Consider the following 20,736-nt stretch of genomic DNA (forward strand, 5'->3'; position numbering starts at 1 on the left):
CGTTTTTTAACAAAAAAAAACCCGGGGGGCCCGGGGGGGCGGGGCCCCCCCCCCCCGCCCGGGCCACCGTCGCTGCGGCTGCCTGTTCTCTCAGGTCGGCACGCGGCACGCGCACGCGGCGAGCCACCCCACTACAACTCCAACAATCGATGCACGCACAACCACCGCGCAAGGACGGCGCCATACGCGCCGAAGCGGCCGACACACTCGCCCCCGACAGCTCGTTCTCCGACAACACCGAACAAGGCTTGCCGATTCCGCAGCGCTATTGGGCGATGCTGGTCATCGCACTCGCCCTCACGCTCGCGGTGCTCGACAGCGCGATTGCCAACGTGGCGCTGCCGACTATCGCGCGCAACCTGCACGCCAGCGCGGCCGGCTCGATCTGGGTCGTCAACGCCTATCAGTTGGCGATCACCATCTCGCTGCTGCCGCTCGCCTCGCTCGGCGACCGCATCGGCTACCGGCGCATCTATCTGTCCGGGCTGATCCTGTTCACGGTGGCGTCGTTCGGTTGCGCCTTGTCGACTTCGCTGCCGACTCTCGCGCTCGCTCGCGTGATTCAAGGCTTCGGCGCGGCGGGCATCATGAGCGTGAACACGGCGCTGGTGCGCATGATCTATCCGCCCGCGCAGCTCGGGCGTGGCATCTCGATCAACGCAATGGTGGTCGCGGTGTCATCGGCGGTCGGGCCGACCGTCGCTTCCGGCGTGCTCGCCGTCGCCTCGTGGCCGTGGCTGTTCGCCATCAACGTGCCGATCGGCATCGCAGCTATCGTCGGCGGCTTCAAGGCGCTGCCGATGAACCCCGGCCACGAATCGCCCTACGACTACCTCAGCGCGGTGATGAACGCGTTCGTCTTCGGCCTGCTGATTTTTGCGGTCGATGGACTCGGCCACGGCGAGGGATTCGGCTACGTCGCGCTCGAAGCGATCGGCGCGGCGGTGATCGGCTATTTCTTCGTGCGCCGTCAGTTGACGCAGCCCGCGCCCTTGCTGCCGATCGATTTGCTCAGGGTTCCCATCTTCGCGCTCTCGATCGGTACCTCGGTCTGTTCGTTCTGCGCGCAGATGCTCGCCTTCGTGTCGCTGCCCTTTATGTTGCAGGAAACGCTGGGGTTGTCGCAGGTCGAAACCGGGCTGCTCATGACACCTTGGCCCGCCGTGATCATCATCGCGGCGCCGATTGCGGGCCTGCTGTCGGACAAGGTGTCGTCGGGATGGCTGGGTGGCGTCGGACTTGTCGCGATGACGGCCGGGCTGTTGCTGCTCGCCACGCTCGGCGCGCATCCGGACGCCATGCAGATCGCGTGGCGCATGGCCTTGTGCGGCGCCGGCTTCGGCATCTTCCAGTCGCCGAACAATCGCACCATACTGTCCGCGGCGCCGCGCGAGCGCAGCGGCGGCGCGAGCGGCATGCTGGGCACCGCGCGTCTGACCGGCCAGACGCTCGGCGCGGCGCTGGTTGCGCTGATCTTCGGCATTGCGCCACAACACGGGCCGATTATCGCGCTCTATGTGGCCGCGTGCTTCTCGGCAGTCGCCGCGGTGATCAGCACGACGCGCGTCATGCAACGGGTCAACGCGCAACCGGCCTGAACGCTCGATTGAAGTGGACGGTCACGCCAACGCAAAAAGGGCGCGCCTCGCATGTCGCGATTCACGCCCTTCTCTTCCAAACCCGCAAACGCTACTCGGAAGACGTGACCAGCACACGCGGCCGCACTGCAAGCCGCGCGACCGTTGATCCGGCTACGACGACGCGGTCACGTCAGCGAGCTTTACCGCTTTGGCCGTCACCGAAGATGCCGTCGCCACGTTGCGCAGATCGGCAAGGAAGGTATCGCGCCAGACCGACAGATTGTTCTCGCGCATCGGCGCCATCATGTCGGCGTGTCGCGCCTGGCGCTCGGCGAGCGGCATCGAGAGCGCGCGTTCCAGCGCTTCGGCCATCTGCGACAGATCGAACGGGTTGACGACCAGCGCGCCCGGCAATTGTTCGGCGGCGCCGGCGAATTGCGATAGCACCAGCACGCCCGGATCGGCCGGATCCTGCGACGCCACGTATTCCTTCGCGACCAGATTCATGCCATCGCGCAGCGGCGTCACGTAGCCGACCTGCGATTGACGGAACAGCGCCATCAGCAGATTGCGTTCGTACTTGCGGTTCAGGTATTGGATCGGCGTCCAGTCGAGCTGCGCGAACCGGCCGTTGATGCGGCCCGCTTCGCCCTCGAGCGTCTGACGAATTCGCTGGTAGGTCGTCACGTCCGCGCGCGTCGGCGGCGCGATCTGCACCAGCGATACGCGGCCGTGCCACCCCGGTGCGTTGAGCAGCAGCCGCTCGAACGCCTGGAAGCGCTCCACCAGACCCTTCGAATAATCGAGGCGGTCGACGCTCATGATCAGCTTGCGTCCGCGCATGCCGTCGCGCAGGCTGCGCACCGGCTTGCGGTCGGTAAACTGCTCGGCGGCTTTGGCGATCGCGTCCGGATAGATCCCGATCGGATACGCGCCCACTTTCAGGAAACGGTTGTACGCGTGCACCATGCCGTCCTCGCTCGAGGTGCCGTGCTGGCCGCGCTCGATAAAGTCGACGAACGACTGGCGATCCGCGTCGGTCTGAAAGCCGATCACGTCATAGCTGCACATGGCCTTGACCAGTTCCTCGTGCGGCGGAATCGTGCGCAGCACTTCCGGCACCGGAAACGGAATGTGCAGAAAGAAGCCGATCGGATTCTTCACGCCGAGTTCGCGAAGGCAGCGCGCGAACGGCAGCAGGTGGTAGTCGTGGACCCAGATAATGTCGTCGGGCTTGAGCAACTCCTTGAGCTGCTTCGCGAGCGTCGCGTTGACGCGCTGATAGCCCGCGTATTCCTGCCGGTCGTAGCGCGACAGGTCATTGCGATAGTGGAACGTCGGCCACAGCGTCGCATTGGAAAAACCGCGATAGTACTGGTCATAGTCGCGCTTGGTGAGGCCCACCGTCGCGTACGTCACATTGCCTTGTTTCTCGATCACCGGAGCGCTCGGCTCACTCACCGTTTCGCCGCTCCAGCCGAACCAGACCCCGCCGCTTTCCTTCAGCGCGTCCAGCACGCCGATAGCGAGGCCACCCGCTGCAGGACGGCCTTCCTGAGTCGGCGCGACACGATTCGATACCACGATCAGTCTGCTCATTGGTGCTCCACCTAGTTCAGTTGTTTCGTTGCATACGGATATGTGCCGAAAAGGTGCACGCAAGTCGCGTGCCGTTTTTTGAGATGCTGGAAATAAAAATGTATGCAAATGTGACAGACGAGCAGAAACGCGCGGCCCTATCACGCCGCGAAGAATTTTTTTCTGCTTTGTATGACAAAACCGGAAGGCCTCTTACCGGCCGTCAAATCGGCTCAGGCGTCCTGCTCCGAGCCGAGGTCGCGCTGGTATTCCAGCCCTTCCGGACGCACGCCGCCCTGGTTGTGCTCGCCGTCAGGCGGCGCATCGGGCGCGACACGGTTCTGCCCTGCCGGATCGGGCGACGCCGGCGGGCTGTCTTTGCTGCCGCCCGGCCGGGAATCGCGCTTCGAGTGGCGCGCTGAACGTCGCAGTGCTGGATGTCTCATGATCCACGCCTCCAAGGGAAGCCCGCCGCCAAGTTTGCGGCATTCATATAGTCTAGGGGTCACGACGGTAATTTGCCGGTAAAAGATGCGCCGGCTTTGTAACAAGTACATAAATTCCGTGCGCCGGACTGTGGTGTAACGCACAGAACGAGTCAGAGTTGCATGCGTAGCGGCTGTAACGTCTGACGTTGACTGGCTTGTGGCGTTTGCGTGGGCTGCGGCGGCGGATCGCCGATCGGCGGAGCGACCGGTTCGATGGGTTCGATCGGTTGCGGACTCGGATCGGGGCTCGGAACGGGAACGGTGTCGGGCTCGCCGGGGCTCGGCGGCGCAACCGGAGGCGGTGACGGCGGCTCGATCGGCTCGGGACGGTGAGCGTGCATCGGCAGGGGAAGCGCGGGAGCGGCAGCGTAGTCCGGCATGTTATTTATCCTCGTTTGCGTTCCACCAGATCGCAGCAAGGCCTGTGCCGTTACGGATGCGCCCCCGGCTGGCTGGCGCCTGTCGTGTCAGCGGCGCGGGTGGCGTTAAGCGTCCGCGCCGCCCAGCGCGCGTGATTCGTCGGCGGCGTCGCCGTCGTCACGCGCGTCATTGCCGTACTCGACCAGACGGTTGTACAGCGTCTTCAGGCTGATGCCGAGAATCTCGGCGGCCCGCGTCTTCACGCCGCCGCACTGCTCGAGCGTAGCCACGATCAACTGACGGTCCGCTTCGGCGAGCGATGTGCCGAACGGAATCGTGATCGCCGTGCCGGCCGCGGGCTTCGACAGCGTGATCTGTAGCGGCACCGTCGCCGTGCTGTCCGAATCCGAACCCGACATGATGTGCGCGCGCTGCACATAGTTCTTCAGTTCGCGCACATTGCCCGGCCACGGATAGGACATGAGCATGTCCTTCACGGCCGCGGGGAAATGCTTCTTCGTGCTGTGACGTTCGTTGAGTTCGTCGAGGAACGCCTGAGCCAGCAGCTCCACATCCTTGCCCCGGTCGCGCAACGGCGGCAGGCTGATAGGAAACACGTTCAACCGATGGTACAAGTCGAGCCGCAGCTTGCCTTCCAGCACGGCCTGCTCGGGATCGCGGTTGGTCGCCGCAATCAGGCGCACATCGGTTTCGATTTCCTTGGTCGTGCCGACCCGCATGAACATGCCGGTTTCCAGCACGCGCAACAGTTTCACCTGCAACTCGATCGGCATCTCGGTGATTTCGTCGAGGAACAGCGTGCCGCCGTTCGCTCGCTCGAAATAGCCCTTGTGCTGACGATCGGCGCCGGTAAACGAGCCGCGCTCGTGGCCAAACATTTCCGATTCGATCAGGTTCGGCGAGATCGCGCCGCAGTTCACCGCAAGAAACGCGTGCTTGCGACGCAAGCTCAGTTGATGCAGTGTCTGCGCGGCGACTTCCTTGCCGGTGCCCGACTCGCCCACCAGCATGACCGAGGCCGCCGTCGGCGCGACACGGCCGATCTGGTCGTAGACCTCCTGCATGGCCGGCGAATTGCCGAGCATCAGGCCGAAGCGGCCCATGCGGCGCAATTCGCCGCGCAACGTGCCGATTTCCGCCTTCAGGTCGCCGGCGCGCGGCAGGCGCGAGAGGATCGCCTTCACGCGCTGCATGTTGATCGGCTTCACCAGATAGTCGGTGGCGCCCATCTTCAGCGCGTTGACGGCCGACTCCACCGTGGCATGGCCGGTAATCACGATCACTTCCACGCCTGAGCGTGGATCCAGATCTTCGAACAGATCGACCCCGCTACCGTCGGGCAGCTTCAGGTCCGTAAAGACGACGTCCGGCATCTGCCGGACCAGTTGAATGCGCGCTTCGCGCAAATCGCCCGCGGTGGCGGTGGTCAGGCCGTCTTCCCCGATGATGGCGGAAAGCGCCTCGCGGGTACCAGCATCGTCATCGACAATCAGTACATGTGGCATCGCGTCTCGAAAGCCTGCAAGCGTGGGGATGGGAAAACATGCAAACGCGCATGCTGAAAAGCGTGCCGTCGACCTGGCGCTGCGCCGTTGGCGCGGGCTCTAATGTGAGCACCCACCAACTTTAAGGCAACGCACCAGCCGACGACTTGATTCAATCTTGCAACAATACAAGGGCAAACCCACCCGCCCAAAGCGTCATTGTTGTTTATTTGCCTATTATAAGGCTTTATCGAGACAAATTAGCAAGCTGTACGGGGCGCCGCCCCGTCAGCGCGGTGCGTCGGCGATGCCGTGCAGGCGAGCCCGCTCAACTGCGCGGGAACGGCCATGCGCCGCCATTGCCATTCGGATAAACGGAGCCGTTGGCGCCATGCTCGCTCGGGTTCGCGTCGCCCGCCGTGGTCGCCTGATTGGCGGTCGGCGCAGCCGGCGCCGCGACCGTGCCGCCCTCGTTTTCCCAACGGCTCAATTCGCGCGCCACAGGAACTTGTGCCGCGCGGTTGCGCTGCTGTACGTAGCGCACAGCCAGAAAACCGCCGAGCGCCATCAGTGCGCCGAAGATGCCGATTTTGGGTCGTGCCATCGTGAACTCCTTGTCGTCATGAAGCGGATTGGTGCTCGAAAGCGTCTCAGCGCGCAGTCAGCACGCCGAGCAGAAAGCCGACGCCCACGGCAATCCCGATCGAACGCCACGGGTTGTGCCGCACGTAGCGTTCGGTATTGACGGTGGCCGCGCGGTAACGCCGCTGCGCGTTCTGCTGCGCATCGCCGAGTGCCGATTGCAGGGTTTCGACATGCGTGCCGAGTTTGTCGCGCAGCGCGCCGACGCCCTCCCCCGGCACGTTGGCGGCGAGCCGCAGCATTTCTTCCGAGTCCTTCAGCAGCACTCGCAGATCCTCGACAATCTTCTGGCCGCCGAGTGCAATCTGTTGCGTGGTGTCAGTCATCATTCACTCCTGGTCTGAGTTCGGCGTTCGCGTGTGCGTTCCGGCGAGTGCGCATATCGCTGCAAATTGGCGAATGGCGATCGCCACCGTCGCGCAACATGCCGATATGCAAGGCCGTCGCGCCAAAAAAGCACACGCGTGTCGGGTAAATGTCGCAAACGCCGTGCCCGGTAAGTTTGCCTCGCGCGGCCCAAGCAAACACCAAGCCAGGCAGTTTCGACCGACCGTGCATAAATGTATTTTTTAGGTCCTCACATCGTTTGCCGAAAACGGTGTCAAAGTGGTTAAATCAATCTTTGAGAGATAGCGGCATCGCTGGTTTATCTCATTCCCAGGCCTGCGCGCCGTAACAACGAACTCATTTGCACAGGACCCCCGTTTATGGCGTCAATCGACCTGGCCTCGCCCACCGTCTCCGCTGGCGGCAATGCTTCGGCACTGGCGAAGCAGCGCGTCGCGGACGGCATCGTGGGACTGAAATCGTACGGGCTGCTGTATGGCTCGTCGCCGGTGATGCTGGATCTGTACCAGCAGATCGAACGCGTCGCCGGCACCGACGCGACCGCGCTGATCATCGGCGAATCCGGCACCGGCAAGGAACTGATTGCCCGCACGATTCACGATCAAAGCAGCCGCAAAGACGCACCGTTCGTCGCCGTGAATTGCGGCGCGATTCCCGACGAACTCATCGAAGCCGAACTGTTCGGCCACGAGAAAGGCAGTTTCACCGGCGCGGTCCAGGGCCGTATCGGCTACTTCGAACATGCGAACGGCGGCACCCTGTTCCTCGACGAAATCACCGAAATGGCGCCGGTGCGCCAGGTGAAGCTGCTGCGCGCGCTTGAAACCGGCACCTTCTACCGGGTCGGCGGCAATGACCTGATCAGCGGCAACGTGCGCGTGATCGCCGCGACCAATCGCGACCCCGCCATCGCAGTCAAGGAAAACGGACTGCGTGAAGACCTCATGTACCGGCTCGCGGTTTTCCCGCTGCGCGCGCCGCCGCTGCGCGAGCGCGAGAGCGATCGCGAACTGCTTGCGCAGCACTTCCTCGCGCTGCTGAATCAGCAGGAAGGTACGGGCAAAAGCTTCAGCAAACGGTCGATCGAAACACTGCGCACCTGGTCGTGGCCAGGCAACGTGCGCGAGTTGAAGAACGCGGTGTATCGCGCGTTCATTCTCGCGGAGAAGATCGTGGAGTTGCCGCATCCGCATCTCGCGTCGCGCGTGAAAAAACCCATGACGCAGGGCGACGCGATGAGCGTATGGATCGGCACGCCGCTCGCCGACGCGCAAAAGCAGATCATTCTCGGCACGCTCAAATATTGCGGCGGCGACAAACGACGCGCGGCCAAAGCTCTCGGCGTGAGTCTCAAGACCTTGTACAACCGCTTGAGCGCATACGGCGACGAAGGGGCGGAAGACGAGCCCGAGCAATAACGTCACGACGCGGCACTCAGGTGGCGACGCCGCGTGAGTGCTTGCGACGGCGCCTGAATGTCCGGGCGCATGCGTGCTTCGGCGCCTGACCACCAGTTGCAAAAAGCCTGTGCTGCGCGACTTGAACGACCAACCAAATCCCTTCGCACCACCAATCAAAAGCGTCCACTGCCCAACAGAAACCGATTTGTCTCGCACCATCTTTTGCAATTGCTTGCATTTTCCCTCTGCCAATTACAAATAGCATCCTGCAAAATGCGGCACACGCATTGCTAGGTGGGGAACGCGTGTTACTCGTTCGCACAGTTGATATCGAGCGCGAACGAAAGGCACTTGCAGGAGCAGAGACAGGGAAATGCAAAAAAGTATGGTGTGGGCTGAATGGGCAAAACGAACAGCCGGGCGTCGACGTCCCAATGCAACGGCACTCGTTGCTCTCGCTGTGGCGATCTCGTCGGCGTTGAGCGGCTGTAGCTCGCTCTATTCGGAAGGCGCCACTGCCGGCGCCGGTATCGCAGGCGCCGCGCTCGCGGCGAAGGTCACCAACAACGCGGCTGTCGCGACCGGTATCGGTCTCGGCGCGGTGGCCGCGGCGCGTGCCGGGGTGCAATACTCGGAGCGCGTGGTCCACAAGAATACGCAGGACGGTATCGCTAAAATTGCCGGTCCGCTGGACGTCGGCGCAATCGCGCCGTGGAGCGTGACCCATTCGATGCCGATCGAAGACGACGAGCACGGCCGCGTCACCGTCAGCCGCACGATCAGCGCGGGCGCGCTCGACTGCAAGGAAATCGTCTTCTCCGTCGATCAGACGGCGACCAAGAACGTGCCGGCGAGCAGCGCGTTTTACGTGGCGTCGATCTGCCGTGACGGCGACAACTGGAAGTGGGCGTCGGCCGAACCCGCCACCGAACGTTGGGGCGCGTTGCAATGACGGCGCGTTCGCATACGGCTGGCCTCACGGTGCGCCGGCCTCGCCTCGCTGCCTGGTCCGGCAACCGGTTGCGGCTCGTGCTGGCCGGCGCGCTTTGCGTCGGCGCAAGTATGCTGACAAGCGGCTGCTCGTCGGTGGGCGCGGCGAGCGGCGCGGCGGCGGCCGTCGCGTCCGGGCTGGTCACGTCCAATCCGGCAGTCGGCATCGGCATCGGCATTGCCGTGCAGGCGGCCACCGACGAAGCCGTCGGCCGCTACATGCGCACCATGCACACCGATCAGCAGAACATGATCGCCGCGTTGGCGGGCGCCATGCCGGTCGGCGAGACTCGCCCCTGGTCGGTCAAGCACACGCTGCCGATCGAGAACGGCCACGGCCAGGTGCGCGTGACGCGTGCGTTCGGTTCGGCCCTCGCGCTCTGCAAGGAATTCGTGTTCTCGGTGCAGGACGGCGATGGCCCGAACGCGCATGAGGACTGGTACACGGCGAGTGCGTGTCAGCAGGACAAAGGCTGGAAGTGGGCGTCCGCGGAACCGGCCGTCGCACGCTGGGGCAGTCTGCAATAAAGGCGCGGAAATGAAAAAACGGCAGGGTCTCCCCTGCCGTTTTCGCTTTGAGCCGGCTTCGCGCGTCTTAATCGACTCAAACGCGCAACTCGAACGCGCTTAAGACTCCACGTCTTCCAAACTGAAGATTTCGGTCTGGTCGTTGTACGAGAAGATCTCGCCATAACGGCCCCAGTTGATGACCGCGTCGAGCGTTTCTTCCGCGGCGCTGTCCGACAGAAAATCCTCCAGCTCCTGCTCGAAGCGCACGCGCGGCGCGCGATGCCCCGGCCGTTCGTTGAGCACCTTCTTGATTCGCGCGGCGAGTGGCACGTGCCGCAACAGATGCTCGGCGAACATCATCTTGCGTTCCTGGGTGCCGAACTCGGAGAACACGCGCGCCGGCGGCGTCAGGAAAATGTCGCCTTCGCGTATGTCGGCGAAACCGAGGTGCTGCAGCACTTCGGCGACCGGGAACAGATCGTCCACCTCCAGATGCAGCGAACGGGCGATTTCCGGCATATCGGCGCGGCCGTGGTACGGCGCCGCGGCCAGCGTTTCGATCAGACCGGCCATCAGGTTGGTCGACACGTGCGGCAGCCAGCTATGCAGCTCGAGACCCTTCTTGGTCTTTTCGTCGGTCTGACGCGCGGTCATCTTCGCGTAGATATCGTCCACCAGCCGGCGGAAAGCCGGGTCCAGACGATTACGCGGATGCTTGAACGGCACCTTGATTTCGGCGATCACACGGCCCGGATTCGACGACAACACCAGAATGCGGTCGCACATGAACACCGCTTCCTCGATGTTGTGCGTGACGATCAGCACGGCCTTGATCGGCATGCGGCCTTGCGTCCACAGATCGAGCAGATCGGTACGCAGCGTTTCGGCGGTCAGCACGTCGAGCGCGGAGAACGGCTCGTCCATGAGCAGCAGCGTGGGATCGACCACCAGCGCGCGCGCAAAGCCGACGCGCTGGCGCATGCCGCCCGACAACTCGCGCGGATAGGCGTTTTCGAAACCGTCCAGACCGATCAGGTCGATCGCCGCCAGCGCGCGCGTGCGCCGCTCGCTCGCGCCGACGCCTTGCGCTTCGAGACCCGCTTCCACGTTTTGCAGCACGGTCAGCCACGGAAACAGCGCGAAGGTCTGGAACACCATCGCGACGCCCTTGGCGGGACCGTCGAGCGGCTTGCCCATGTAGGTGACTTCACCGTCGGTCGGCTCGATCAGACCGGCGATGATGCGCAACAGCGTCGACTTGCCCGAGCCCGAACGTCCAAGCAGTCCGACGATCTCGCCTTCGCGCAGCGACAGATTCGCGTCGTCGAGGACGAGCAGTTCGCCCTGCGACTTGTTGAAGCCGCGGCACACGTCCTTGACGAGCAGGATCTCTTCGCCGAGGCGCGGCGGCTTCGGCGGGGTCTGGATCGGCGCGGCGGTCATAGCAGCTTTAGGATTTTGCATCGCGTTTTGCCTTTATTACTCAATCGAGCCGGAGCTTGGCTTCGGCGTAGGCGTACATCGGACGCCACAGCAGGCGGTTGAACAGCGTCACGAACAGGGACATCACGGCAATGCCCACGATGATCTTCGGATAGTCGCCCGCGGCGGTGGACTGCGCAATGTAAGCGCCCAAACCGTGCGCGGCCACTTTGGTGTCGCCCCATTGCACGAATTCCGCGACGATGCTCGCATTCCACGCGCCGCCCGACGCGGTGATCGCGCCCGTGACGTAGTACGGGAAAATGCCCGGCAGAATCGCCTGACGCCACCATTGCCAGCCGCGGATGTGGAAGTTCTTGGCCGCCTCGCGATAGTCGTTCGGATACGACGTCGCGCCGGCGATCACGTTGAACAGGATATACCACTGGGTGCCGAGCACGATCAGCGGCGACAGCCAGATGTCCGGGTTCAGATGGAAGCGCACGATCGCGATCACGAACACCGGGAACAGCAGATTGGCCGGGAACGCGGCGAGAAACTGCGCGAGCGGCTGGATCTTTTCGGCGAGCGCCGGGTGCAAGCCGATCAGCACGCCCACCGGCACCCAGATCACCGAGGCGATCGCGATCAGCACGACCACCCGCAGCAGCGTGATCAGCCCGAGCACGAACACGTGCCAGACTTCATCCAGCGACACACCGGTGCGCACATAGATCACGACGCGATACACCACATAGACGGTCGTCAGCAGCACCAGCGTCGCCCACACGATATCGCCGACGCGCGAACTCTTCTGCTTCTGCGGAATCTGGAAGCGCGGCCCCTGGAACGCCGGCAGCCGCAACGGCACGCGCGCGGCCTTGGCGAACATCCAGCCGAGCGGCACCAGCAGCCGGTGGATCAGGCGGGTGCGGCGGATCAGATCGAGCAGCCACGATTCCGGCGCGTCGCCCGAACTGGTGGTTTCCATGCGGAACTTGTCGGCCCACGCGACAAGCGGACGGAACAGGAACTGGTCGTAGGCGAGAATCACGACCGTCATCGCGAGGATCACCCAGCCGATCGCGTGCAGGTTCTTGTCCGAGATCGCCTGCGCGAGATAGGCGCCGATTCCCGGCAGCGTGATCGTTCTGTTGCCGACCGTGATTGCCTCGGAGGCGACCACGAAGAACCAGCCGCCCGACATCGACATCATCATGTTCCAGATGAGGCCCGGCATCGAGAACGGCACTTCCAGCTTCCAGAAGCGCTGCCATGAAGTCAGGTGAAAACCGCGCGAGACTTCGTCCAGATCGCGCGGCACGGTTCGCAGCGACTGATAGAAGCTGAACGTCATGTTCCACGCCTGGCTCGTGAAGATCGCGAAGATCGCCGCGAGCTCGGCACCGAGTACGCGCCCCGGGAACAGGGCTAAAAAGAAGGTGACCGTAAACGAAATGTAGCCCAGCACCGGCACCGACTGCAGGATGTCGAGAATCGGCACCAGCACGAGCCCGGCGCGGCGGCTCTTGGCCGCCAGCGTGCCGTACACGAGTGTGAAGGTCAGCGAGGCGACCATGGCCGCGAGCATGCGCAGCGTGGTGCGCATTGCATATTCAGGCAGGTTCGCCGGGTCGAGCGAGATGACTTGAGTCTTGAGCGTCGACATGGGCGCCAAGGTCTCGTGAAAGCCGATCGCCGCCATGGCGATCACACAGATGATCAGCGGGAAGGCGACGAAGTCCCAGCGGTTGGGCAGCACCCGCCATGCCGAAGCATTGGCGGTGCGCTTCAGGTTGAAGCTGAAGTCCATCAGATGCCCTCCCCGTCGAACCATGCGCTCAAGAACAGCAAGGAGGCCGCGGCTTCGGCGCGGCGGTCTGAAGATCGGTCCGGAAAGCGGAAATCAGGCATGGCAAAACGCGTGTGCGCGGTAAATCGTTAGCGTTGGAGACACGTGAACCGGTGACGAATGTGTCCGTGGACGAACCCGCCCAGGACCACAACCGTCAAGCCAGACTCCTGTCGCCGCAGGCGCCGCCCGTAAGGGCTGGCGAGCTTTCCTTGTTTTGGACGGCACGACACTACACCATCCTATGTTTCAGGCACAACCTTTCGCGGCAAATAGCAATAAATAGCGGAAAACCTCAGATTGCCGCCCTCGCGCCAGCGAGCACTGTTCGCGACTCAGACTATTTATCGTGGCGCGCCGACCACATCTTCGGCCCTCGTGGCGGCTGCCGCGATAGCCCAGAAGCCCACCCGAAAAATCCGAACAACCATCAAGAATCCGGCCGGGCTGCCGTTAATAACCTGATGGACGCGGCAGTCGCACTTCGCATTCCCGCAATAACGGTGGCGTCTGGCCCCATGACGGTTAAAATCAGGAGACGACGCCTGTTATCGGTTTATCCCGGGCCACAGCGACGGCGTATTGCCGACCGCTTCCACAGGGGCGAAACAGCGCAAGCGCGCTGCCACGAAAGAGCCAGTTGCATGTCACAAGACGGATCAGAGAGTCGATGAACAGGACAACCTTGCGCCAGGCAACCGGGCCGGTCAGCTTCATGCTGATCGTCCTGGTTTGCTGGTTCGTGGCCGGCATGGTTGCGGACCGGATGGTACAGCAAGAGCTGGACGCAGCCCTGCGTGCGCAGCGGCAAATGTCCGCGTCGATCGTGGACAACATGGCGGAAGTGATCGCCAGCGACCTTGCGATGTCTCGCGCCATCCCCGCAACCATGGCCGAAATGGACGTGGTCCAGCGCGCTCTGGTGCAATCCCAGAATTATGCCGTGAACGGCGAAGCGACGGAACCCGTCCTGCGCGCCGCGTTGCTGAAAGACAAGCAGATGAGCGCCGTGAGCAACTTCCTGCACGACGCGCAAGGCTTCTCCGGGCTCGACCAGATCTGGCTCGTCAACGCCAACGGCGTCTGCGTCGCCTCGAGCAACTCCATCAACAATCCGCTCGCGGCCGAGCGCTCCTTCGTCGGCACCGACATGCGCGTGCGCGGCTACCTGACGAACGCGCTGCTCGGCGCGTTCTCCGAAGCCTATGGCGTCGGCCGCGCGAGCGGCGAGCCCGGCATCTTCATCGCCGCGCCGGCATACGCGGACGGTCTGCTGGTCGGCGTGGTCGTCGCCAAGGTCGGGATCGCCCGGCTGCGCCACTGGGTCGCGCACGCCGGGACCTTCGTCGCCGACGACAACGGCGTCATCATCATGGCGCACAACAGCGAGCTCGAAGGCCGCGCGCTGCCGAACTCACGCGTCACGCAAATGACGCCCGCCGAGCGCAAGGTCATCTACCAGCGCGACGCGATTCCCGACATCCATATCAGCGTGGATTCGCAAGTGCGCGAACAGGCGCCGTGGGTGCCGTCAGCCGTGGCCGGGCAACTGTTCGGCATGTCCGACCGGCCTATGCCGTCGCTCTATCAGACGCGCGGCGGCCTGAACTCGGGGCTGTCGGCGCATCTGGTCGATCCGCTCGTAGCCTGGCCGGAACTGCTGCGCAATCACAAGCGCGATCATTTGCTGGTGTTTCTGACGCTGGCCGGTACAGTCGCGCTGGCGTGGGTGATCACGGTGTCGTATGTGCGCGAGCGTCGCCACCATCGCGCCACGCGCGATCTCGCTGAACAACTGCAATCCGCCAACACGCTGCTGTCGGCCGAGGCGCGCCACGACGCGCTGACCGGCGCGCTGTCGCGGCGCTACTTTCTCGACCTGCTGCGCCATGAGATCGAACGCGCGCATGCCGGCAACGAACCGCTGTGCATGGCGATCGCCGACCTCGACCACTTCAAGCAGATCAACGACCGCTTCGGCCACGCCGCCGGCGATCGCGCGCTCGAACATTTCGTCGACACCTGCCGCGCCGAGCTGCGCGGCGCCGACGCGATCGGCCGGCTCGGCGGCGAAGAGTTCGGCCTGCTGCTGCCGGCCACGGATCTGGCCGGCGGCCACGAAGTCGTCGAACGCTTGCGGCTGCGTCTGAAAGCGGTCCCTTCGCCGAAGCTGCCCGCTTCGGTGGGCTTGAGCGTGAGCATCGGCATCACCGAACTCTCGCCCGACGATCTGCCCGAGCGAATCATGAGCCGCGCCGACATGGCGCTCTACGCGGCGAAATCGGGCGGCCGCGACCGCACCGAAGCCTTGCCGCCCGACGACACCGCACCGCCCACCCGCACGGTGGCCAACGTGTGGTGATGCGCTCGGCAGACGCCAGACACCGGCGTCTCAATCAGCACGCAAGCTGATGCAAGGCAAGACCCGCCCTCGGGCATCCCCTAACGAAGCAGGTATGATCGACCCTGATATCGAGGTTGCCGCTACCGCTTTAACGGGAGATTCGCATGAAGGGAAATTTGGTGATCGTGTGTCGCGATCAGGATGCTGACGCGTTCGACCATCTGCTGGCTGAATACGGCGCGTTCCAGACGCGCCTGTCGTCCACCGCGTGGTATCTGAAACTGGAGGTGGCGCCGGAACTGATTCAGGAAGAGATCCTGGCGCGTCTCGGCAAATACACCACGCACTATATTTTCGAAGCCGAAACGGTGACGTGGAATACGGTGGATAGCGACGCGGCGAATGCGCTGAATACGTTGTTCTCGGACTAGCGCGCCGGTTTCCGGCCGCACCTCCGAACCTTGCGTTCGGATCCCGAGGGCACGGCGCGGGCCGGGAAGCCAACACCGCGCACTGCACGACTTACCAGGCGCTTTCCGACGCCGCTGCGACCCGCGGCAGCACTTCAAACGGAAAGCTCATCAAGACTCGCAAACCACGGCCACCGTGGTTGCCGATCTCCCACTCCCCGCCCGCACGCCTTACCAGCCGCTCGACAATGGCGAGCCCGAGACCGCTATGGCCGTTGCCGCCGCGCGCCGGATCGAGCCGCACGAAAGGCCGGCTGGCGTTGATCAGGTCCTGGGCCGCGATACCGCTGCCGCTGTCGCTCACCGACAAGGTGAAGCCCTGCGAGGTACGCGCCGTGGCGACGACGATCGGCGGCGCACCGTAGGCATGCGCGTTGTCGAGCAGGTTCGACAGAATCCGGTCGAGCGTGGCGGCGGGCAACAGGAACGCCGGCCCCGCATTGAGTTCCGTCTGCACGGTGGCCACACCGGAGGCTACCGCGCGATAGCTGCGCACCACCCGCTCGCACTGCGCGTCCACTTCCACCGCTTCGCTGCGATCGGCGCCGTCGTGCGCGAACACCAGAAACTGTTCGACGATATGCGTCATGGAATCGACATCGCGCACCACGCCGTCGCGCATCTTCACTTCGTCCATCATTTCGGCGCGCAGCCGCAAACGCGCGAGCGGCGTTTTCAGATCGTGCGCGACGCCCGCCAGCATCACGGCGCGGTCGTTTTCCGTGCGCGCCACTTCCTGGACCATCTGATTAAAGCCGTGCGTGAGTTGACGCAATTCGCGCGGCCCGCGCTCCGGCACCGGCGGCACCGGCAAGCCGCGGCCGAAGCGCGCCACCGCCTGGGCGAGCGAGCGCAACGGCTGCTGCAGCGCCCACGCGGCGAACAGCGCCGCCATCACCGCGAACGAGAAAATGATGGCAAGCCACAGCACCGTGCGGTCGAGCGAGCGCGGCGTGCGCAACGGCTGCACCGGTACGACGATCCAGCTTCGGTCGGAGGTGGCGCGCACCCATAGCGTGGGCGGACGACCCGGCAGGCCGACGCGCACCTGCGTGCCGGACGGCATGCGGTCGCGCACGTCTTCGACGAAGCGTTCGAGCGGCGGCGGCATGTCCACGGCCTCCGGCGGCACTTCAGGGCTCGCCGGGTCGACCAGTTTGACGCGCGACGGCAATGGCTGATCCGGCGTTCGGGCGACGTGCTGACGCACCGCGTCGACGAGGAAGGTCGCTTCCTCGACCGCGTAGCGCGTTTGCAGTTGACTGCGCTCTAGGCGCATGAGCGCGTACCACGCGAAATGCGACAGCAGCAGCACCGCGACGACTAGCAGCGCTAGCCGCCCGAACAGCGAATCAATGGGCCGGCGCATGCTGTTCGCCGTCGGGCACGAACACGTAGCCGCGGCCGCGCACAGTCTGAATGAAGCGCGGTGTGGACGGATCGGTTTCGAGAATGCGGCGCAGACGCCAGACCTGCACGTCGATGCCGCGGTCGGTGCCGTCGTATTCCGGACCGTGCAGCAGTTCGAGCAGACGCTCGCGCGTGAGCGTGCGCATGGGGTGATTGACGAAAATCTTCAGCAACGCGAATTCGCTGCCCGACAACGTGAGCGGCTTGTCTTCCAGATGCAGCGTGCGCGACTGGAAGTCCAGCGTGAAGCGGCCGAAATTGAACGGCTCGCGCTGCTCCGGCGCCGCCGCCGACGGCAGCGTGCGGCGGCGGCGCAGCACCGCCTGTACGCGCGCGAGCAACTCGCGCGGATTGAACGGCTTGCCGAGGTAGTCGTCCGCGCCGAGTTCCAGCCCGACGATGCGGTCGACGTCGTCCGCCCGCGCCGTGAGCATGATCACGGGGATGTCGTCGCCCGACGCGCGCAGCTTGCGCAGCGCCGTGAGCCCGTCGACCCCCGGCATCATCAGGTCGAGCACGATCAGATCCGGGCGCTCGCGTTCGAGCCTACGCTCGAGCGAGCCCGCGTCGTGCAGCACCGAAACCTCGATGCCCTGGCGGGCCAGATAGTCGCGGAGCAGATCGCGCAATTCAACGTCGTCGTCGACAACAAGTATTTGAGTAGCCATGGGATGAAGTTTAACGCGCAGCAGGATGGGTTTTCGATTTCAAACCGGCCCCAAGGGTTACCGGGTGTTACGGTGAAAGGTGTGCGTAATCCCCCGTAACAGCCGCATCCTGCCACGTAACACAGCGAACTGCGCAGTTCTCTACGCTGTGTCTTACCGAATGCAGGCCGTCCACTTTAACCGGTTGCATCGTCGGCTATTCCATTACAGGGAGTCTCACATGTCTACCAAAAAGATGTCGCGCGTTCTCGCCGTTGCCGCCACTGCTCTCGCCATCGGCGCGGGCGCTGCCTATGCCGCACAACCCGCCGAACACGGCGGCCCCGGCGGCTGGCACGGCCACTTCATGAAGCAATTGACCCAGCTCCACGATCAGTTGAAGCTGAACGCGGATCAGGAAAAGCAGTGGCAAGCCGCGCTCGACACCATGAAGCAGAACCACGAGGCCATGCGCGCCAATCATGAACAGATCAAGAACCAGTTCAAGGCTGCGCAGCAACAGCCGATCCTGGATTTGAACGCCATGGCGGCCGCGCATCAGCAAGTCGAGCAGAAAGACGCGCAACTGCGTCAGCAAACCTCGGATGCCTGGCTCAAGTTCTACAACGGCCTGAACGACCAGCAGAAGACCACCGTCAGCACGGAGCTCAAACAGCGCTTTGCGAAGATGGAGTCGCGTCATGAAAAGATGCACGAGCGCTGGGAGCATCGCAAGGGCGCGGCATCGGCGCCGGCGGCCAATCAGTAAGCGGCCCGGTATCGATGCACAGGCGGCCCGCGCGGCCGTCTGCGTTGCTGGATGCAAAAACGCCACGGAGGTTGGCCTTCCGTGGCGTTTTTTTGACTACGCGATGCGGCGCGGTGTGTGCGTGCGGACCGTCGCGATGCAAGCGTGAGGCTTGCTCGTTGCGCCTTCAACTATTCCTTCAGTGAAAGCGCAACCGAACGGGCACGGCTTAGCCGTTGAGCTGCCCCAGATCGAACAGCAGCACTTCAGCGTTCTCGCCCTTCTCCAGCGTCACCGTATCCGTGTCGCTGAGCTTGGCGGCGTCGCCCGCATGGAGCGTCTCGCCGTTCACCGTCAGCTCGCCGCGCGCCACGTGCACATAGGCGAGCCGTCCTTTGGGCAGCGCGAACGTGGCGGATTCCGCGCCATCGATCAACGCCGCGTAAATCGACGCATCCGCATGGATCGTCACCGAACCGTCGCGGCCGTCGGGCGACGCGACCACGCGCAGGCGGCCGCGCTTGTCGGCGGCGTCGAAGCGCTTTTCCTCGTAGCTGGGCTGATCGCCCGCGCGTTGCGGAATTACCCAGATCTGCAGCAGATGCGCCGATTCGTCCTGGGACGCGTTGAACTCGCTGTGCTGCACGCCCGTGCCGGCGCTCATGCGCTGCACGTCGCCGGGGCGGATCGTCGAGCCGTTGCCCATGCTGTCGCGGTGGGCCAGCGCGCCTTCCAGCACATACGTGACGATTTCCATGTCGCGATGGCCGTGCGTGCCGAAGCCCTCGCCGCCGGCGATACGGTCCTCGTTGATGACCCGCAGCGGGCCGAAATGCACGTGCTGGGGATCGCGATAGTCGGCAAACGAGAAGCTGTAATACGAGTCGAGCCAGCCGTGGTTGGCGTGACCGCGTTCTTCGGAGCGGCGAATCTCGAACATGGAAGTACTCCCGGTGAGTAAATAGCGATGCCGAGAATGTATGGGCATGGCCTGCACTAAACAATCGGCGCGGGTGCACCGGATCGTTCCATAAATCCGTGCAATCGCGCGTTGGCGCGGTCCGGCGCTGGTCCGGGCGATGTTCCGGCCGCGCGTGCAAGACCGCGGCTGCGATTCCGGTCCCGGCATAGGTACGACAAACGCCCCGCACATGAGTCGCGCATCCGCCGCAAGCGCGACCGGCCCCGCACGGTCTGGAAAGAAAGCAGCAGCGTCGCGCCCGCACAACGTCCGCGCGCGCCAGTTTGCCGCCGCCGGCGTCCCGGACTGGCGCCTCGTCCCTGTTCGGGTAAAATACCGCGCTTTTCGAGATTGCGTGCGTGCCGAAGGCGCACCGGCGAGCCCGGCATGGCGGGCCGCGGTGGGTCGGCTGCAGTTTTCAGACCCGCGCCGGACTGCCTCGATGCATCGGATGCACGCGCCGCGCTCCGCAGCAGAAACCCGAGCGGCGCGACAATTTTGACCGCCTAGAATAGCGACGGCCGGCCACGAGCCGGCGGTCGTCGAGATCGAAGCACCACGACGATCAGTTTGACCCAGGAGAAACATGAAGAAGTTCGCACTCTGCGTGGCGCTTGCGGTCATGGCCACCGGCGCGCTGGCGAAAGAGTGGAAAACCGTGCGAATCGGGGTGGACGCCAGCTATCCGCCGTTCGAATCCAAGGCGCCCAACGGTCAGGTGGTCGGCTTCGACGCCGATCTGACCCGCGCACTGTGCGCGAAGATGAACGTGAAATACGTGTGGGTCGAGCAGGATCTCGACGGCATCATTCCGGCGTTGAAGGGCAAGAAGTACGACGCGATCGTGTCGTCGCTGACCATCACGGACAAGCGCCGCGAGCAGATCGACTTCTCCGACAAGCTGTTCGACGCCCCCGCCCGCATGATTGCCAAGGCAGGCTCGCCGCTGCTGCCCACGGCTGATTCGCTGAAGGGCAAACGCGTCGGCGTCGAACAGGGTTCGACTCAGGAAGCCTACGCCAAAGTCTGGTGGGAGCCCAAAGGCGTGACCGTGGTGCCTTATCAGAATCAGGATCAGGTGTACGCCGACCTCGCTTCGGGGCGTCTGGACGCCGCCTTGCAGGACGAAGTGCAGACCGATGCCGGTTTCCTGAAGACGCCGCGCGGCAAAGGCTTCGGCTGGGCGGGCCCGGAAGTGAAGGACCCGAAGACGATCGGCGAAGGCACGGCCATCGGCCTGCGCAAGGACGACGCCGAGCTGAAGGCGATGTTCAACCAGGCGCTGGCGCAGGTTCACCAGGACGGCACGTTCAGGAAGCTCGAGAAGCAGTACTTCGACTTCGACATCTATCCCGGGCATTGAGCCGGGCATCGAGTCTGGACACTGAACCCGGGCACAGAATGCAGCACCCACGAAACTCGGGGCTCGCCCGCATGGGCTTTCACGAGGCTTCGTAATACAGTCGGCAGTAGATTCACAA

Annotated in this window: 19 protein-coding genes; 8 read left to right on the forward strand and 11 right to left on the reverse strand. The window is 64.0% G+C overall.

The genetic code is table 11. The features are described 5' to 3' along the window. The first annotated feature begins 149 nt into the window (after positions 1 to 149). Positions 150 to 1,598, forward strand: a complete 1,449-nt coding sequence (locus tag P0D73_RS37390; RefSeq protein WP_408435148.1) for an MFS transporter — start codon at positions 150 to 152, stop codon at positions 1,596 to 1,598. A 153-nt stretch (positions 1,599 to 1,751) separates the two neighbouring features. Here P0D73_RS37390 and otsA read toward each other — a convergent pair whose 3' ends face one another. From otsA to P0D73_RS37420, 6 genes are all read right to left on the reverse strand, one after another. Continuing rightward, complete coding sequence (otsA, locus tag P0D73_RS37395) at positions 1,752 to 3,179, reverse strand: alpha,alpha-trehalose-phosphate synthase (UDP-forming) (RefSeq protein ID WP_132375514.1); 1,428 nt, start codon at positions 3,177 to 3,179, stop codon at positions 1,752 to 1,754. Between the two features lie 212 nt (positions 3,180 to 3,391). Beyond that, positions 3,392 to 3,604, reverse strand: coding sequence for a hypothetical protein (locus P0D73_RS37400; RefSeq protein WP_408180381.1), 213 nt, complete (start codon positions 3,602 to 3,604; stop codon positions 3,392 to 3,394). Positions 3,605 to 3,756: 152 nt separating this feature from the next. Further along, positions 3,757 to 4,026 carry a hypothetical protein gene (locus P0D73_RS37405; protein WP_132375517.1) on the reverse strand — a complete coding sequence of 90 codons (270 nt, stop codon included), beginning with the start codon at positions 4,024 to 4,026 and terminating at the stop codon, positions 3,757 to 3,759. A 105-nt stretch (positions 4,027 to 4,131) separates the two neighbouring features. After that, complete coding sequence (locus tag P0D73_RS37410) at positions 4,132 to 5,532, reverse strand: sigma-54-dependent transcriptional regulator (RefSeq protein ID WP_132375519.1); 1,401 nt, start codon at positions 5,530 to 5,532, stop codon at positions 4,132 to 4,134. Positions 5,533 to 5,839: 307 nt separating this feature from the next. Next, the gene (locus P0D73_RS37415) at positions 5,840 to 6,115 is read right to left on the reverse strand and encodes a hypothetical protein (protein ID WP_408435150.1); all 276 of its coding nucleotides are present in this window, start codon (positions 6,113 to 6,115) and stop codon (positions 5,840 to 5,842) included. Positions 6,116 to 6,161: 46 nt separating this feature from the next. Beyond that, on the reverse strand, positions 6,162 to 6,479 hold the full coding sequence (locus tag P0D73_RS37420) for an ElaB/YgaM/YqjD family protein (RefSeq protein WP_408289316.1): 318 nt from the start codon (positions 6,477 to 6,479) through the stop codon (positions 6,162 to 6,164). 381 nt (positions 6,480 to 6,860) lie between these two features. Here P0D73_RS37420 and P0D73_RS37425 point away from each other — a divergent pair, with 381 nt between their 5' ends. From P0D73_RS37425 to P0D73_RS37435, 3 genes are all read left to right on the forward strand, one after another. Further along, positions 6,861 to 7,919, forward strand: coding sequence for a sigma-54 interaction domain-containing protein (locus P0D73_RS37425; protein ID WP_132375524.1), 1,059 nt, complete (start codon positions 6,861 to 6,863; stop codon positions 7,917 to 7,919). Positions 7,920 to 8,274: 355 nt separating this feature from the next. Continuing rightward, complete coding sequence (locus P0D73_RS37430) at positions 8,275 to 8,853, forward strand: hypothetical protein (RefSeq protein WP_408316755.1); 579 nt, start codon at positions 8,275 to 8,277, stop codon at positions 8,851 to 8,853. Beyond that, entirely contained in the window at positions 8,850 to 9,419 is a 570-nt protein-coding gene (locus tag P0D73_RS37435; protein WP_408435152.1) for a hypothetical protein, read from the forward strand. The genes P0D73_RS37430 and P0D73_RS37435 overlap by 4 nt, the downstream gene beginning before the upstream one ends. 99 nt (positions 9,420 to 9,518) lie before the next feature. Here the strand turns inward: P0D73_RS37435 and P0D73_RS37440 are convergent, their stop codons facing one another. Next, a complete protein-coding gene (locus tag P0D73_RS37440; protein ID WP_408180376.1) occupies positions 9,519 to 10,865 on the reverse strand; it encodes an ABC transporter ATP-binding protein in 1,347 nt (448 codons plus the stop codon). 19 nt (positions 10,866 to 10,884) lie between these two features. Further along, complete coding sequence (locus tag P0D73_RS37445) at positions 10,885 to 12,636, reverse strand: ABC transporter permease (RefSeq protein WP_408435154.1); 1,752 nt, start codon at positions 12,634 to 12,636, stop codon at positions 10,885 to 10,887. A 709-nt stretch (positions 12,637 to 13,345) separates the two neighbouring features. On the opposite strand from P0D73_RS37445, the gene P0D73_RS37450 reads away from it, so the two are divergent. Further along, positions 13,346 to 15,037: a sensor domain-containing diguanylate cyclase gene (locus tag P0D73_RS37450; protein WP_408435156.1), complete on the forward strand. Its 1,692-nt coding sequence runs from the start codon at positions 13,346 to 13,348 to the stop codon at positions 15,035 to 15,037. A gap of 146 nt (positions 15,038 to 15,183) precedes the next feature. Then, positions 15,184 to 15,450, forward strand: a complete 267-nt coding sequence (locus P0D73_RS37455; protein WP_038458190.1) for a double-stranded DNA-specific endonuclease — start codon at positions 15,184 to 15,186, stop codon at positions 15,448 to 15,450. A 91-nt stretch (positions 15,451 to 15,541) separates the two neighbouring features. On the opposite strand, the gene P0D73_RS37460 is transcribed toward P0D73_RS37455, so the two are convergent. Both P0D73_RS37460 and P0D73_RS37465 read right to left on the reverse strand, forming a co-directional pair. Further along, positions 15,542 to 16,858: an ATP-binding protein gene (locus tag P0D73_RS37460; RefSeq protein ID WP_408180373.1), complete on the reverse strand. Its 1,317-nt coding sequence runs from the start codon at positions 16,856 to 16,858 to the stop codon at positions 15,542 to 15,544. Further along, on the reverse strand, positions 16,842 to 17,567 hold the full coding sequence (locus P0D73_RS37465; RefSeq protein WP_012432166.1) for a response regulator: 726 nt from the start codon (positions 17,565 to 17,567) through the stop codon (positions 16,842 to 16,844). Before P0D73_RS37465 ends, P0D73_RS37460 begins: the two co-directional genes overlap by 17 nt. A gap of 220 nt (positions 17,568 to 17,787) precedes the next feature. Here P0D73_RS37465 and P0D73_RS37470 point away from each other — a divergent pair, with 220 nt between their 5' ends. Further along, entirely contained in the window at positions 17,788 to 18,315 is a 528-nt protein-coding gene (locus P0D73_RS37470) for a Spy/CpxP family protein refolding chaperone (RefSeq protein ID WP_408289327.1), read from the forward strand. Positions 18,316 to 18,523: 208 nt separating this feature from the next. Here P0D73_RS37470 and P0D73_RS37475 read toward each other — a convergent pair whose 3' ends face one another. Next, positions 18,524 to 19,234 (reverse strand): pirin family protein, encoded by a 711-nt coding sequence (locus P0D73_RS37475; RefSeq protein WP_408435158.1) that lies wholly within the window; start codon positions 19,232 to 19,234, stop codon positions 18,524 to 18,526. Positions 19,235 to 19,841: 607 nt separating this feature from the next. Between P0D73_RS37475 and P0D73_RS37480 the strand changes: the two genes are divergently transcribed. Beyond that, positions 19,842 to 20,618 (forward strand): ABC transporter substrate-binding protein, encoded by a 777-nt coding sequence (locus P0D73_RS37480; RefSeq protein ID WP_408435160.1) that lies wholly within the window; start codon positions 19,842 to 19,844, stop codon positions 20,616 to 20,618. Positions 20,619 to 20,736: the final 118 nt, after the last annotated feature.

Origin of the sequence: Paraburkholderia sp. RL18-101-BIB-B (genome assembly GCF_046026985.1) — a bacterium.
In the GTDB taxonomy this organism is placed as follows: domain Bacteria; phylum Pseudomonadota; class Gammaproteobacteria; order Burkholderiales; family Burkholderiaceae; genus Paraburkholderia.